At 70.0% G+C, this 13,649-nt stretch carries 14 protein-coding genes, 2 pseudogenes and 1 riboswitch; of the genes and pseudogenes, 10 read left to right on the forward strand and 6 right to left on the reverse strand.

Features of this window, described 5'->3' with window-relative positions; translation table 11 throughout:
* The first annotated feature begins 157 nt into the window (after positions 1-157).
* The 4 genes from pyrH (at position 158) to ADL12_RS33770 (ending at position 3,400) form a co-directional block, all read left to right on the forward strand.
* A complete protein-coding gene (gene pyrH, locus ADL12_RS33755; protein ID WP_062709223.1) occupies positions 158-916 on the forward strand; it encodes a UMP kinase in 759 nt (252 codons plus the stop codon).
* 167 nt (positions 917-1,083) lie between these two features.
* Positions 1,084-1,641, forward strand: a complete 558-nt coding sequence (gene frr / locus ADL12_RS33760; RefSeq protein WP_062709224.1) for a ribosome recycling factor — start codon at positions 1,084-1,086, stop codon at positions 1,639-1,641.
* Positions 1,641-2,798, forward strand: coding sequence for a phosphatidate cytidylyltransferase (locus ADL12_RS33765; protein ID WP_062709227.1), 1,158 nt, complete (start codon positions 1,641-1,643; stop codon positions 2,796-2,798). The genes frr and ADL12_RS33765 overlap by 1 nt, the downstream gene beginning before the upstream one ends.
* A 152-nt stretch (positions 2,799-2,950) precedes the next feature.
* Positions 2,951-3,400, forward strand: coding sequence for an SRPBCC family protein (locus ADL12_RS33770; RefSeq protein ID WP_062709230.1), 450 nt, complete (start codon positions 2,951-2,953; stop codon positions 3,398-3,400).
* 27 nt (positions 3,401-3,427) lie between these two features.
* Here ADL12_RS33770 and ADL12_RS33775 read toward each other — a convergent pair whose 3' ends face one another.
* Both ADL12_RS33775 and ADL12_RS54380 read right to left on the reverse strand, forming a co-directional pair.
* Complete coding sequence (locus tag ADL12_RS33775; RefSeq protein WP_062709233.1) at positions 3,428-3,628, reverse strand: hypothetical protein; 201 nt, start codon at positions 3,626-3,628, stop codon at positions 3,428-3,430.
* A gap of 127 nt (positions 3,629-3,755) precedes the next feature.
* Positions 3,756-3,902, reverse strand: coding sequence for a hypothetical protein (locus ADL12_RS54380; protein WP_159053366.1), 147 nt, complete (start codon positions 3,900-3,902; stop codon positions 3,756-3,758).
* A gap of 55 nt (positions 3,903-3,957) precedes the next feature.
* Between ADL12_RS54380 and ADL12_RS33780 the strand changes: the two are divergent.
* The 6 genes and pseudogenes from ADL12_RS33780 to ADL12_RS33805 form a co-directional block, all read left to right on the forward strand.
* Positions 3,958-4,272: pseudogene (locus tag ADL12_RS33780) on the forward strand (response regulator); the annotation flags it as partial.
* A gap of 273 nt (positions 4,273-4,545) precedes the next feature.
* Positions 4,546-5,652 carry a dual-specificity RNA methyltransferase RlmN gene (gene rlmN, locus ADL12_RS33785; protein WP_062709236.1) on the forward strand — a complete coding sequence of 369 codons (1,107 nt, stop codon included), beginning with the start codon at positions 4,546-4,548 and terminating at the stop codon, positions 5,650-5,652.
* 24 nt (positions 5,653-5,676) lie between these two features.
* A riboswitch (TPP riboswitch) is annotated at positions 5,677-5,782 on the forward strand.
* Between the two features lie 78 nt (positions 5,783-5,860).
* Positions 5,861-6,958 carry a thiamine ABC transporter substrate-binding protein gene (locus ADL12_RS33790; RefSeq protein ID WP_062709239.1) on the forward strand — a complete coding sequence of 366 codons (1,098 nt, stop codon included), beginning with the start codon at positions 5,861-5,863 and terminating at the stop codon, positions 6,956-6,958.
* Positions 6,934-8,610 carry an ABC transporter permease gene (locus ADL12_RS33795; protein ID WP_079052419.1) on the forward strand — a complete coding sequence of 559 codons (1,677 nt, stop codon included), beginning with the start codon at positions 6,934-6,936 and terminating at the stop codon, positions 8,608-8,610. Before ADL12_RS33790 ends, ADL12_RS33795 begins: the two co-directional genes overlap by 25 nt.
* The gene (locus ADL12_RS33800) at positions 8,611-9,675 is read left to right on the forward strand and encodes an ABC transporter ATP-binding protein (protein WP_062709245.1); all 1,065 of its coding nucleotides are present in this window, start codon (positions 8,611-8,613) and stop codon (positions 9,673-9,675) included.
* Positions 9,659-10,399, forward strand: coding sequence for a maleylpyruvate isomerase N-terminal domain-containing protein (locus ADL12_RS33805; RefSeq protein ID WP_062709248.1), 741 nt, complete (start codon positions 9,659-9,661; stop codon positions 10,397-10,399). The genes ADL12_RS33800 and ADL12_RS33805 overlap by 17 nt, the downstream gene beginning before the upstream one ends.
* A gap of 79 nt (positions 10,400-10,478) precedes the next feature.
* On the opposite strand, the gene ADL12_RS33810 is transcribed toward ADL12_RS33805, so the two are convergent.
* The 4 genes and pseudogenes from ADL12_RS33810 to ADL12_RS33825 all read right to left on the reverse strand — a co-directional run.
* Positions 10,479-11,138 (reverse strand): LAETG motif-containing sortase-dependent surface protein, encoded by a 660-nt coding sequence (locus tag ADL12_RS33810; RefSeq protein WP_244188146.1) that lies wholly within the window; start codon positions 11,136-11,138, stop codon positions 10,479-10,481.
* A 180-nt stretch (positions 11,139-11,318) separates the two neighbouring features.
* Positions 11,319-12,440: an LOG family protein gene (locus tag ADL12_RS33815; RefSeq protein ID WP_062709254.1), complete on the reverse strand. Its 1,122-nt coding sequence runs from the start codon at positions 12,438-12,440 to the stop codon at positions 11,319-11,321.
* Between the two features lie 37 nt (positions 12,441-12,477).
* A complete protein-coding gene (locus ADL12_RS33820) occupies positions 12,478-12,897 on the reverse strand; it encodes a VOC family protein (protein WP_062709256.1) in 420 nt (139 codons plus the stop codon).
* A 139-nt stretch (positions 12,898-13,036) separates the two neighbouring features.
* Positions 13,037-13,649, reverse strand: a pseudogene (locus tag ADL12_RS33825) (hypothetical protein); the annotation flags it as partial.

Here is a 13,649-nt window from a genome sequence, read left to right on the forward strand (position 1 = left end):
GAGGCAGCCGTCCGCGGACGCCGTCACCACACACGCGCGCGTGACGGACGACAGCAGATCTGACGAGGAGGCCATTGCCGCGCATGGGATGCGAAACACGCCCCCATCGGCAATGGCCTTCTTCGTATGTGCACCACGTAACAAAGGCGGGATCTCGATGACCACCAAGGCCCAGAAGAGCGACGACGGCAAAGTACCCGGCCGGTTTCTGCTGAAGCTTTCCGGAGAGGCCTTCTCCGGCGGCGGGGGCCTCGGCGTCGACCCGGACGTGGTGCACAAGATCGCCCGCGAGATCGCCGCCGTCGTCCGCGACGGGGCGCAGATCGCGGTCGTCATCGGCGGCGGCAACTTCTTCCGCGGCGCCGAACTGCAGCAGCGCGGCATGGACCGGGCCCGCTCCGACTACATGGGCATGCTCGGCACCGTGATGAACTGCCTCGCCCTCCAGGACTTCCTGGAGAAGGAGGGCATCGACAGCCGGGTCCAGACCGCCATCACCATGGGCCAGGTCGCCGAGCCGTACATCCCGCTGCGCGCCGTACGGCACCTGGAGAAGGGCCGCGTGGTCATCTTCGGCGCCGGTATGGGCATGCCGTACTTCTCCACCGACACCACCGCCGCCCAGCGCGCCCTGGAGATCGACGCCGAGGCGCTGCTGATGGGCAAGAACGGGGTGGACGGGGTCTACGACTCCGACCCGAAGGCCAACCCGGACGCCGTCAAGTTCGACTCCCTCGGCTACGGCGAGGTCATCACCCGCGACCTCAAGGTCGCCGACGCCACGGCGATCACCCTGTGCCGCGACAACAAGCTCCCGATCCTCGTCTTCGAGCTTCTGGCGGAGGGCAATATCGCCCGCGCCGTCAAGGGTGAGAAGATCGGCACGCTTGTGGGTGAGCAGGGCAGCCAGGGCTGACGCCCGAGCAAGCCCGTCCGGGCGACGGACGGGACGGACCCTGGCCGGGGGATGGACAATGTCCTGCCGGTCGGGAACCGTGCAGGAAGAAGACGCGACGCAGCCGGCCGCCGCCCCCACGCAGGAACCGCAGCCGGGCCTTTACTCAAGACACGCAGGAGCAAGTGGTGATCGAAGAGACCCTCCTCGAGGCCGAGGAGAAGATGGAGAAGGCCGTCGTGGTCGCCAAGGAGGACTTCGCCGCGATTCGCACCGGTCGTGCGCACCCGGCGATGTTCAACAAGATCGTGGCCGACTACTACGGTGCGCCGACGCCGATCAACCAGCTGGCTTCGTTCTCCGTGCCGGAGCCGCGCATGGCGGTCGTGACCCCGTTCGACAAGACCGCGCTGCGCAACATCGAGCAGGCGATCCGGGACTCCGACCTGGGCGTCAACCCGAGCAACGACGGCAACATCATTCGAGTGGTGTTCCCCGAGCTCACCGAGGAGCGCCGCCGCGACTACATCAAGGTCGCCAAGGGCAAGGCCGAGGACGCGCGCGTGTCCATCCGCTCCGTGCGCCGCAAGGCGAAGGACGCCATCGACAAGCTGATCAAGGACGGCGAGATCGGCGAGGACGAGGGCCGCCGTGCGGAGAAGGAGCTCGACGACACCACGCACAAGTACGTCGCTCAGGTGGACGAGCTCCTCAAGCACAAGGAAGCGGAGCTGCTCGAGGTCTGATGAACGACTCTTCCTGGGGGGCACCGCCACAAGCCGGGCAAGCCGGGTACTGGGGGGCCGCCGAGCGTGGACCTGTCCAGGGGGCTGCCCCGGCGGGTCCCGCGTACGATGCGCCTCAGGCGCAGCAGACTCGCCCCATGCCCATCGTGCCCGACGGACCCGCGTATGGCGGAGACCAGGATGACGATCGGGGGGCCGCTCGGCTGAGTGGCCCCTTGTTCCGCGACCGGCCGCCGCAGACGCGGCCTTACGACACGCCGCAAGCGCGGCCCTCCGAGGCGGCGCAGCAGAATCCGGAGCCCATGCCCGACGCCCCGCAGCCGGCGCCCCAGCCGCAGAAGAAGAGCGCGGGGCGCGACCTGAGTGCGGCCATAGGGGTCGGTATCGGGCTCGGTGCGGTGATCATCGCGTCGCTGTTCGTCGTCAAGGCCGTGTTCGTCGGCGTCGTCGCGGTCGCTGTCGTCGTCGGCCTGTGGGAGCTGACCAAGCGGCTCGACGAGCGCAAGGGCATCAAGGCGCCGCTCGTGCCGCTCGCGCTCGGCGGTGCGGCCATGGTCGTCGCCGGGTACGTCCGGGGCGCCGAAGGTGCCTGGGTGTCGATGGCGCTGACCGCGCTGGCCGTGCTGGTCTGGCGGATGACGGAGCCACCGGAGGGCTATCTCAAGGACGTCACCGCGGGTGTCTTCGCGGCGCTCTACGTGCCGTTCCTGGCGACGTTCGTCGCGATGATGCTCACCGCCGAGGACGGGGCGTTCCGCGTTCTGACGTTCCTGCTCCTGACCGTCGTCAGCGACACCGGTGCGTACGCCGTCGGCTGGCGCTTCGGCAAGCACAAGCTCGCCCCGCGCATCAGTCCCGGCAAGACCCGCGAGGGCCTGCTCGGCGCGGTGAGCTTCGCGATGGTGGCGGGCGCGCTGTGCATGGAGTTCCTGATCGACGACGGCACCTGGTGGCAGGGCCTGCTGCTGGGCCTCGCGGTCGCGGCCAGCGCCACGCTCGGTGACCTCGGCGAGTCGATGATCAAGCGGGACCTGGGCATCAAGGACATGGGCACGCTACTGCCGGGGCACGGCGGGATCATGGACCGGCTGGACTCGTTGTTGCCTACGGCGCCCGTGGTGTGGCTGCTGATGGTGCTCTTCGTGGGGTCCGGCTGACCGATGGGCAGACCTGGGAGCCCCCGCTCTTGCCGAGCGGGGGCTCTTCGGCTTGTTGTGGGCTTGTTGTGCGATGCGCGCGATGGCGTCCCGGGTCCCCCGGTGGGACGATTCCCCTGTACGCCCGCAATGGCACCTCAAAGGGGGTCAGCATGACCGCCATCCGAGAAGTCATCGACATCGACCGGTCACCGGACGAGGTCTACGCGTATGTCACGGACCCCTCCCACCTGCCGGAATGGCAGTTGAGCGCCGTCTCCGCGGACCTGCTCGACGAGGGCCCCACGCACACCGGATCCCGGGTCCGGGTCACCCGGCGCATCGGCAACCGTGAGATGCCGATGACCGTGGAGTTCACCGAGCTCGACCCACCGCACAGCTGGGATCTGCACGGGATCGAGGGCCCTGTCAGGCCACGGGCCCACGGCGAGATCGAGCCCCTCGACGACGGGCGGCGCTCCCGCGTGACGATCGAGCTCGACTTCGAAGGGCACGGCCTCGGCAAGGTCCTGGTGCCCCTCGTCGTCCGCCCACAGATGCGCAAGGAACTGCCGCGCGACGAGCAACTCCTCAAGCACAGGCTGGAGCGCACGACCGACTAGTCCATCCCGGCCCCTTCGCACGCGGCCTCATGACGTACAGACGTCCCTCAGCTCCTCGGCGGCGGCGTCGATCCTGCGCGGGTCCGGGTCGGTGTCGCCGTTCAGGACGGCCTTGTTGTAGTCCTCGATCGCCTGGTTCAGGTCGTCGACCGCCTTGCCGACCTTGTCGTCGTCCGTCGTGAGGTCGATCTCGTCCACCCGCTCGCCTCTGAGGCTGCCGGCGATCACATCCGCCTGCTCAAGACAGTCCAGCGAGTTCTCGTTCCTTCCCGGAGGGCTGCGGTTGCCGCCAACGATCCCGTCGTACGACCGCCCGTCACGAGGGAGCGCTCCCCCGGGGTACTGGTGGAGCGGGCTACACCAGTGGATCTGACATACACGAGTGCTCGTCGACCCGTACGGTCACGGATCCGGTGGTCGTCGACCACAGAACCGTGGCCTGGCGCAGGGGCGGCAGCTTCCCGTAGCCGCGCTGGTCGCGCTGGTCGCGCCGGTCGCGCACCAGGCGACGTGAGCGCGACGTACGCCCCGGTACGACATCCGCATGGCACCGCGGTACCGCGGTCGGCGAGGCCACCCACGGCGCCGAAGCGGTCCGTATGACCGCCGAACTCCGCCCCGACGCCGTGCTGATGGACGTACGGATGCCTGGCATGGACGGCATCGGGGCCACCCGCCGCATCGTGGAGTCCGGCGGCCGCTTCCGCGCCCTGGTCCTGACCACCTTCGACCTCGACCGGTACGCCTACGCCGCCCTGCGCGCCGGAGCCGGCGGCTTCCTGCTCAAGGACGCGCTGCCCGACGAACTCGTCGTTGGTATCCGCGCGGTGGCCGCCGGGGACGCGGTCATCGCTCCCGGCCTGACCCGCAAGCCGCCCAGCTCTGAGGTCCGTCATCGGCGCGTCGCCCGCTGCTCGTCCCGGTACCCGCTCATGCCCTGATCGCGGGGGAACTCGGCCTGAAGGGCGAGCCGCTACGCCGTGAAGGCTCATCCAGCCGGTCGCAGTGATCACGACTCCCGAGCGCCTTGGGCCGTCCCTGGGCCGTGTGAGGCGACCAAAGGTGACAGAGGTCGCCCACGGGTGACCGCCCCCACCCCGCTGCGGCCTGGGGCGCACGAGTTGATCTGCGACACTGGAGGGGTTATGCCTGCACCCGGAGAACTCACTTTCGTCGCCCCGCGCGGAGCCAAGAAGCCGCCGCGGCATCTTGCCGACCTCACGCCCGGTGAGCGCAAGGACGCCGTCGCTGCGATCGGCGAGAAGCCGTTTCGTGCCAAGCAGCTCTCGCAGCACTACTTCGCGCGGTACGCGCACGACCCGGAGCAGTGGACCGACATCCCCGCCGGGTCGCGCGCCAAGCTGCGGGAGGAGCTGTTCCCCGAACTGATGACCGTCGTACGGCATCTGTCGACCGACCAGGGCGACACGCGCAAGACGCTGTGGCGGCTGTTCGACGGGACGCTCGTCGAGTCGGTGCTGATGCGGTACCCGGACCGGGTGACCATGTGCATCAGCTCGCAGGCCGGGTGTGGGATGAACTGTCCCTTCTGTGCCACCGGACAGGCGGGGTTGGACCGGAATCTGTCCACCGCCGAGATCGTCCATCAGATCGTGGACGGAATGCGGGCGCTGCGCGATGGGGAGGTGCCTGGGGGGCCGGCCCGGCTGTCCAACATCGTCTTCATGGGCATGGGCGAGCCGCTCGCCAACTACAACCGGGTCGTGGGGGCCATCCGGCGGCTCACCGATCCCGAGCCCGACGGGCTGGGGCTGTCCCAGCGGGGGATCACCGTGTCGACGGTCGGGCTCGTCCCGGCCATCCACCGGTTCGCCGACGAGGGCTTCAAGTGCCGGCTCGCGATCTCGCTGCACGCGCCCGACGACGAGCTGCGCGACACCCTCGTCCCCGTGAACACGCGGTGGAAGGTGCGCGAGGTGCTCGACGCCGGGTTCGAGTACGTCGAGAAGTCGGGCCGTCGGCTGTCCATCGAGTACGCCCTCATCCGGGACATCAACGACCAGGCCTGGCGTGGTGACCGGCTCGGGCGGCTGCTCAGGGGCAAGCCGGTGCATGTGAACCTGATTCCGCTGAACCCGACGCCCGGCTCGAAGTGGACCGCTTCCCGGCCCGAGGACGAGAAGGCGTTCGTCGAAGCCATCGCCGCCCATGGTGTGCCGGTGACGATCCGGGACACCCGTGGTCAGGAGATCGACGGGGCGTGTGGGCAGCTCGCGGCGACCGAGCGGTAGTCTGACCGCCGTACGTACATCTTCATATTCCGACAGGGGAGCGCCACAGCGCTGAGAGTGCGGCACCGGCCGCAGACCCTCCGAACCTGGCCCAGGTCATTCTGGGTAGGGAGATCGGTCACCACTCGAGCTGTTGCGCCCTGCCCGGAGCCTTTCGGAGGTTCCGGGCAGGGCCGCGTCTCTTCCTGGTCAACCCAGGAGGAATTCAGTGAGCATCACCAAGAAGGCCACGGTTGTCGCCGTCGGGTTCGGTCTCGTCGCGCTGCCTGCGTTGGCCGCGTGCGGGTCGTCCGACAGTGACGGCGGCAGCGGCAGCGGCGCCGGTTCCAAGACCGTCACGCTCGTCAGCCACGACTCGTGGGCCGTCTCCAAGAGCGTCCTCGCCGCCTTCGAGAAGCAGTCCGGCTACCAGGTCAAGGTCCTCGAGGACGGCGACGCCGGGCAGGCCGTCAACAAGGCGATCCTGACCAAGGACAACCCGCAGGGCGACGTCTTCTTCGGCGTCGACAACACCCTGCTGTCGCGGGCGCTCGACAACGAGCTGTTCCAGTCGTACGAGGCCAAGGGCTCTGACCTGATCCTGCCCGAGTACCGGGCCGACGAGGACAAGCACCGGGTCACGCCCATCGACACCGGCGACATCTGCGTCAACTACGACAAGGCGTACTTCAGCGAGCACAAGCTGACCCCGCCCGCCTCCTTCGACGACCTGATCAAGCCCCAGTACAAGAACCTCCTCGTCACCGAGAACGCATCGACGTCCTCGCCCGGCCTCGGCTTCCTGCTCGGCACCGCCGCCAAGTACGGCGACGACGGCTGGCAGGACTACTGGAAGAAGCTGAAGGCCAACGGCGTCAAGGTCGTCGACGGCTGGGAGCAGGCCTACAACGAGGAGTTCTCCGGCTCCGCCGGCGGCAAGAAGGCCAAGGCCGACCGGCCGCTCGTCGTGTCGTACGCCTCCTCGCCGCCCGCCGAGGTGATCTACGCCGACCCGAAGCCGACGACCGCGCCGACGGGCGTCGCGACCGGCACCTGCTTCCGGCAGGTCGAGTACGCGGGCCTGCTGAGCAACGCCGCGAACGCCGAGGGCGGCAAGGCGCTCCTCGACTTCATGCTCACGAAGACGTTCCAGGACGACATGCCGCTGAACATGTTCGTCTACCCGGTGCGGGAGGCCGCCCAGGTGCCGCCGGAGTTCATGAAGTACGGCCCTCTGGCCAAGAACCCCGAGATCATGGACCCGGCGAAGATCGCCGACAACCGTGACGACTGGGTCAAGTCGTGGACCTCGCTCGTACTGAAGTAGCGGCTCCTCGGAAGCGGGCCACGCGGAGCGCGGCGGTGCGGCTCGGCCTCGTCGCCGTGCCCGTCGCGTTCTTCGGGCTCTTCTTCGCCTACCCCGTCGCCGCGATCGTCGTGCGCGGCCTGAAGGTCGACGGGGTATGGCAGTTCGGGCGGCTGTGGGAGGTGCTCGGAGAGTCCGACATCCGGCACGTCCTGTGGTTCACGACCTGGCAGGCGCTCGCCTCCACCGTGCTGACCCTGCTGATCGCACTGCCGGGCGCCTACGTCTTCGCCCGCTTCGACTTCCCCGGCAAGCAGGTCCTGCGGGCCGTGGTGACCGTCCCCTTCGTGCTGCCGACGGTCGTCGTCGGTACGGCGTTCCTCGCGCTCGTAGGCCGTGGCGGCCTTCTCGACGAGCTGTGGGGCATACGGCTCGACACGACCGTGTGGGCCATTCTGCTCGCGCACGTCTTCTTCAACTACGCCGTCGTCGTACGGACCGTGGGCGGGCTGTGGTCTCAGCTCGACCCGCGGCAGGAGGAGGCCGCGCGGATGCTGGGGGCGTCGCCGCTGAAAGCCTGGCGTCGGGTCACCCTCCCGGCCCTCGCGCCGGCCGTGGCCGCCGCCGCGCTCATGGTCTTCCTGTTCACCTTCACCTCCTTCGGTGTGGTGCAGATCCTCGGCGGCCCGACCTTCTCCACCCTGGAAGTGGAGATCTACCGGCAGACGTCCGAGATCTTCGACCTGTCCACGGCCGCCGTCCTGACGATCATCCAGTTCCTGGCGGTGGGCGCCATCCTCGCCGTGCACGCCTGGACGGTACGGCGGCGGGAGAGCGCCCTGCGCCTGGTGGACGCGTCCGTGACCGCGCGGCGGCCGCGCGGGGCGGGGCAGTGGGCGCTGCTGGCCGGTGTCCTGGCCGTCGTCGTCGTACTCCTGCTGCTGCCGCTGGCCGTGCTGGTGCAGCGTTCGCTGGACGCGCCCGACTTCGGCTACTACCGGGCGCTGACCAGCGCCGACGGCGGCGTCTTCCTCGTGGCGCCGATCGAGGCGATCGGCAATTCGCTCCAGTACGCCGTCGTCGCCACCCTCATCGCCGTACTGATCGGCGGACTGGCCGCGGCCGCGCTGACCCGACGGGACGCGGGCCGGTTCGTGCGGGGCTTCGACGCGCTGTTGATGCTGCCGCTCGGGGTGTCCGCGGTGACGGTCGGGTTCGGGTTCCTGATCGCCCTGGACGAGCCGCCGCTGGACCTGCGCAGTACGTGGATCCTCGTTCCGCTGGCCCAGGCGCTGGTCGGGGTGCCCTTCGTCGTACGGACCATGCTGCCCGTGCTGCGTGCCGTGGACCAGCGGCTGCGCGAGGCGGCGTCGGTGCTGGGGGCTTCGCCGTGGCGGGTCTGGCGTGAGGTGGATCTGCCGATGGTGCGGCGGGCGCTGCTGATCGCGGCCGGGTTCGCCTTCGCGGTGTCGCTCGGGGAGTTCGGGGCGACCGTGTTCATCGCGCGGCCCGACAATCCGACGCTGCCGGTTGCCGTGGCGCGACTGCTGGGGCGGGCCGGTGAGCTCAACTACGGTCAGGCGATGGCCCTTTCGACGGTACTGATGGTGGTGTGCGCGGTGGCGCTGCTGGTGCTGGAGCGGCTCCGTACAGATCGGACGGGGGAGTTCTAGATGGCAAAGAGCCCGCATGGCCCGCAGAGTCCGCAGAGTCCGCAGAGTCTGCTGAGTCTTGAAGGCGCGACCGTACGGTTCGACGGGCGGGCCGCGCTGGACGCCGTCGACCTCGATGTCGCCGAGCACGAGATCGTGTGCGTGCTCGGGCCGAGCGGCAGCGGCAAGTCGACGCTGCTGCGGGCGGTGGCGGGACTGCAGCCACTCGACGCCGGGCGGGTCTCGCTGGACGGGCGGGATCAGGCGGGGGTGCCCGCCCACAAGCGGGGTGTCGGGCTCATGTTCCAGGACCATCAGCTGTTCCCGCAGCGGGATGTCGGGGGCAACGTGGCCTTCGGGACTCGGATGCACGGTGCCTCGAAGAGCGAACAGGTCGACCGGGTGCGGGAGTTGCTCGACCTGGTCGGGCTGCCGGGCGCCGCCCGCCGTGCCGTCGCCTCCCTGTCCGGCGGGGAGCAGCAGCGGGTGGCGCTGGCGCGGGCGCTCGCTCCCCGGCCGCGGCTGCTGATGCTGGACGAGCCGCTCGGGCAGCTCGACCGCTCGCTGCGGGAGCGGCTCGTGGTCGAACTCCGGGAATTGTTCGGGCGGTTGGGCACCACCGTGCTGGCCGTGACGCACGACCAGGGCGAGGCCTTCGCGCTGGCCGACCGGGTCGTGGTGATGCGGGACGGGCGGATCGCCCAGACCGGGACGCCGCTTCAGGTGTGGCAGCGTCCGGTGGACGAGTTCGTGGCGCGCTTCCTCGGGTTCGACAACGTGGTCCGGGGCACGGTCGTCGGCGAGGCAGCGGACACGCCCTGGGGGAAGCTGCCCGTGGGCGAGGGTGCCGCGCAGGGGACGCGCACGCTGCTCGTGCGGCCGGCCGGAGTGCGGCTCGTGGCCGCCGACGCGGGGCTGCGCTGCACAGTCGCCGCGCGGACGTTCAAGGGCACACATGTCGCGGTGCACCTCCAGCCGGAGGACGCGCCGCGCCTCGAAGCGGCGTGTGCGCTGCGGGACGCGCCGGAGGTCGGGGACGCGGTCGGGGTGGAGTTCGACGCGACCGAAATTGTCGTGCTCGACTGAGGGGCCGTCCCTGGAACAGCTCGTACGGCACATCGGCGGCGCCCTGCGCTGGGTGGAGCTGATGGTGCGCACACATGCCGTGGACGAGATCCCGGAGGAGCAGGTGCCCGGGGCCGACGGACCCGAGAACGAGGGGGAGCCCGCCGCGCTGGACGCCTGGCTCGCGGAGACCGGCGAGATGATCGTCGGGACGCTGCGGGAGGCCGGGCCGGACGCGAAGGTGTGGGGGTGGGCAGGGATCTTCAACGCGGGGTTCTGGGCCCGCCGTATGACGCACGAGATCACCATCCACCGGGCGGACGCGACGCTTGCTGCGGGACTGCCCCATGAGGTCGCGCCGGACGTGGCCGCCGACGCGATCGACGAGTGGTTGCAGATCGTCGAGTGGGCCCAGCGGACACTGCCGGACGACCCGGCCAGGGAGTTGTGCCGGCCGGGGAGCAGTATCCATCTGCACGCCACCGACAACACCCCCGAGGTGAACGCGGAGCGAAGTGAGATGGGGGTCCCCCCGCCCGAAGGGTGGGGGAGGGTCATAGACCTCTCCGAGGAGGTGCTCGTCCGGCGGCGCGGCCATGAGAAGGCGACGGTCGCGGTGCGCGGGCCTCTCACTGCCGTACTGCTCGCCTTCTATCGCCGACTGCCTTTGGAGAGCCCCGAGTTGGAGGTCCTCGGGGAGCGGGAGCTGCTGGAGTTCTGGCTGGAACGGGCGACGTTCGGCTGACACACGCCCGCCCCTGACAACGCGAAGGGCCCGCCCTCGGTGAAGGGGACGGGCCCACAACGGGTGTTGCTGTGGTGCGTCAGCGGTCGCTGCTCGCCCCACGACGACGCAGGCCGAAGAAGACCGCGCCGCCGCCGATCGCGACCAGGGCCACCGCGACGCCGGCGATCAGGCCGGTGTTGGAGTTGGCACCGGTCTCGGCGAGGTTGGAGTCATCGGACGCCGGGGACGGGGCGCTGCTCGCGGTGTCCGCGGGGGCGGTGCTCTCGCTCTCCGAGGGCGTCGGGGTCGGCGTGTCGGTCTCCTCGGCGGGGGTCGAGGCGGAGTCCGACGGGGTCGGGGTGTCCGACGGAGCCGGCGGCTCCTCTTCCTTCTTGCAGGCCGTGGACGAGGTCGTCAGGTTCGGCTTGATGTCCTCGTCGACATAGCCCTCGGCCTTGACGTGGACGCGGTACTCCGCGTCCGGCTTCCAGTTCTCGGCGAAGGTGATGGTGACACCCTCGCGCGAGCCCTTGACCACCTGCTCGCCGACCTTCTTCAGGTCGGCGCCGTTGTTCTGGAGGAACACGCTGACGGTCGCCGGGACACCGCTGGGGTCGACGTCGGTGACCGTGATGACGCCCTTGTCGCCGTCGCACTTGGCTTCGGCGGAGAATTCACTGATGTCGCACGCGAGTGCGTTGCCCGCGAGGCCGAGCGCGAGCGCGGCCGACGCGGAGGCAACACCAAGAGCGCGCACGGAGCGCGCAACAGTACGGCGGTTTATGGACACGTTTGTCCTTACGAGTTGCACAACTGAGGGGGGTTGAACGAGGCGGTGATGTGACATCACCGTCCCCAGGAGTCTCACAGGTTTATAAGCGTGGCATAAGCAGTGTCAACGCCTATGCAGTCCACGGGCGTTGGCTTTGCCGTCTTATTAATCGCTGAGACGTTTCAAGGCCTCCGGAGCCTCCTCGATCCGGTCAACCAGGGCGATACGGGACTCCATCGAGCGCTCCCGGGCGAGGGACTTCAGCAGGGGCCAGGCCGGCAGCTTCTCGGTCCAGTGGGTGCGGTCGACCAGGACCATGGGGGTGGGCTCCCCGCGCGACTCGTAGTAGTTCGGCGTCGCGTTGTCGAAGATCTCCTGTACGGTGCCGGCGGCGCCCGGCAGGAAGACGACCCCCGCGTTCGAGCGGGCCAGGAGGCCGTCCTCGCGGGTGGCGTTGGCGAAGTACTTGGCGAGGTGGGAGGCGAACGGGTTCGGCGGCTCGTGGCCGTAGAACCAGGTCGGGATGCCGACGGAGCGGCCGCCCTTCGGCCAACGGGAGCGCACCTCGAAGGCCGCGGCGGCCCACTCGGTGATCGAGGGCGTGAACGTGGGCGCCTTGGCGAGGAGTCGAAGCGCGTCGGCGAGCATCTCGTCGTCGTGCGGGGCCGCGTACGCGCCGAGGTTCGCCGCCTCCATCGCGCCCGGTCCGCCGCCGGTGGCGACGGTGAATCCGGCGCGGGCCAGCTCCCGGCCGAGCCGCGCGGCACCCTCGTACGCCTGCGTCCCGCGGCCCATCGCGTGGCCGCCCATGACGCCCACCACCCGGGCGCCGGACAGGAGTTCGTCGAGCGCGTCCGAGAGGGAGTCGTCGTGGACCGCGCGGAGCATGGAGGCGTAGATGTCGCCGTCCGCCTTGGTCTGCTGGAACCAGGCGTAGGCGCGGGCGTCGGGCGTGGCCTCGTAGCCGTCCGACAGGGACGCGAAGAGCTCGTCGGGGGAGTAGACCAGGCCCCGGTACGGGTCGAAGGGCAGGCCGGGGACCGGCGGGAAGACCACGGCGCCGTCCGTGCGGATCTTCGCGGCCGCGTCCTCGCGCATCGGGCAGCCGAGGAAGACGGCGCCTGCCGTGTCCGTGGTCAGCAGTTCGCGCGTACGGTCCGTCAGATCGACGGCCTGGACCCGGAATCCGGCGAGGGTGCGGCGCGCCGCGACGGTGGCGTCGAACTCCTCCAGCGTCTCTATCTCACGGTCGTTGTGGTGGGCCGCATGGGCGGGCATCGTCTGCACCCGCCCATGCTAGGCACCCTGTTGGGGACGGCGGGCCTCAGCCCTCGATGGCCGACGGGTCCATCCACACGACCTCCCAGGTGTGGCCGTCGAGGTCGTCGAAGGCGCGGCCGTACATGAAGCCCGGGTCCTGGACCTGGTCCGACGCCGTGCCGCCCGCGGCGACGGCCTTCTCGACCAGCTCGTCGACCTGCTCGCGGCTCTCGGCGCTCAGACAGATCAGCACCTCGCTGGTCGTCGTGGCGTCCGCGATCTCCTTCTTGGTGAAGGTCGAGTAGAACGGCTTGGTGAGCAGCATCGCGACGATGGTGTCGCTGATCACGACGGACGCCGCGTTCGCGTCGCTGAACTGCGGGTTGATCGAGTAACCGAGCTCCGTGAAGAACTTCTTCGAGGCGTCGAGGTCGTTCACAGGCAGGTTCAGGAAGATCATCTGCTGGTACGCGGGGGCGGTCATGGTGGTCTCTCCCATCAGGGTGGCTGCTGTTCGGTGGGGTAGACCGGGGGGCCGGGCGGAACTCATCGCCGGGCGGAGACTTTTTTCCTACGAGTTTTTCGCCGTGCCTGCGCGGCGGGCCTGGGCCCGCTCGACGGCTTCACCGTGCCAGGGGCAGTGCGGCCAGCTGGGCGACGATCAGGGTGAGCGGGCCGAAGAAGGCCAGCAGGACGCCGGCGCGCAGGGCGGCCGCGCTGCGGAGCATCGCGGTGGGGGTGCCGAGGCGGAGCAGCGCGGCCGTGGTGTCGGCGCGGGCGTGTTTGGCCTCCACGGCGGCCGTCAGGAGGGTGGCCACGGTGCAGCCGGTGACCAGGGCGACGCCGAGGGTGGTGAGGGGACCGAAGGGCGGGGTGGCCGCGTGGTCGGAGAGGGGCGCCATGGCATACGCGGCGGAGATGACGGCGCAGACGATGCCGAGAGGCCGGCCGATGCGGACGGCTTCCTCCATCAGGACACGGCCTGCCAGGAGGCGCAGGGCGCCCGGTCGCGCGGTCTGCAGGAGGCGGCCGCAGAAGTGGGTGAGGCCGGGGGCGGCCAGAGCCAGCCCGAGGGCGGTGAGCAGCCAGCCGACCACGACTCCGGCGGTGCCGGTGGGGAGGGCGGCGGGCATGGTGACGGCGGCGCCGGTCGCGGCACGGCCGGCGTAGGCCTCCACAGCGAGGCCGGCGGCGAGGACCGCGATGCCCCAGGGGAGGCCGGCGGGGGGTTTGCGG

Source organism: Streptomyces regalis, from assembly GCF_001509475.1.
Classification (GTDB): Bacteria; Actinomycetota; Actinomycetes; order Streptomycetales; family Streptomycetaceae; genus Streptomyces; species Streptomyces regalis.

What these genes read in the sequence shown, in the direction of transcription:
- ADL12_RS33765 (WP_062709227.1), top strand. Translation starts at nt 1,641, where the DNA reads ATGAACGACTCTTCCTGGGGGGCACCGCCACAAGCCGGGCAAGCCGGG.
- ADL12_RS33800 (WP_062709245.1), top strand. Translation starts at nt 8,611, where the DNA reads ATGGCAAAGAGCCCGCATGGCCCGCAGAGTCCGCAGAGTCCGCAGAGT.
- ADL12_RS33820 (WP_062709256.1), bottom strand. Translation starts at nt 12,897, where the DNA reads ATGACCGCCCCCGCGTACCAGCAGATGATCTTCCTGAACCTGCCTGTG.
- pyrH (WP_062709223.1), top strand. Translation starts at nt 158, where the DNA reads ATGACCACCAAGGCCCAGAAGAGCGACGACGGCAAAGTACCCGGCCGG.
- rlmN (WP_062709236.1), top strand. Translation starts at nt 4,546, where the DNA reads ATGCCTGCACCCGGAGAACTCACTTTCGTCGCCCCGCGCGGAGCCAAG.
- ADL12_RS33770 (WP_062709230.1), top strand. Translation starts at nt 2,951, where the DNA reads ATGACCGCCATCCGAGAAGTCATCGACATCGACCGGTCACCGGACGAG.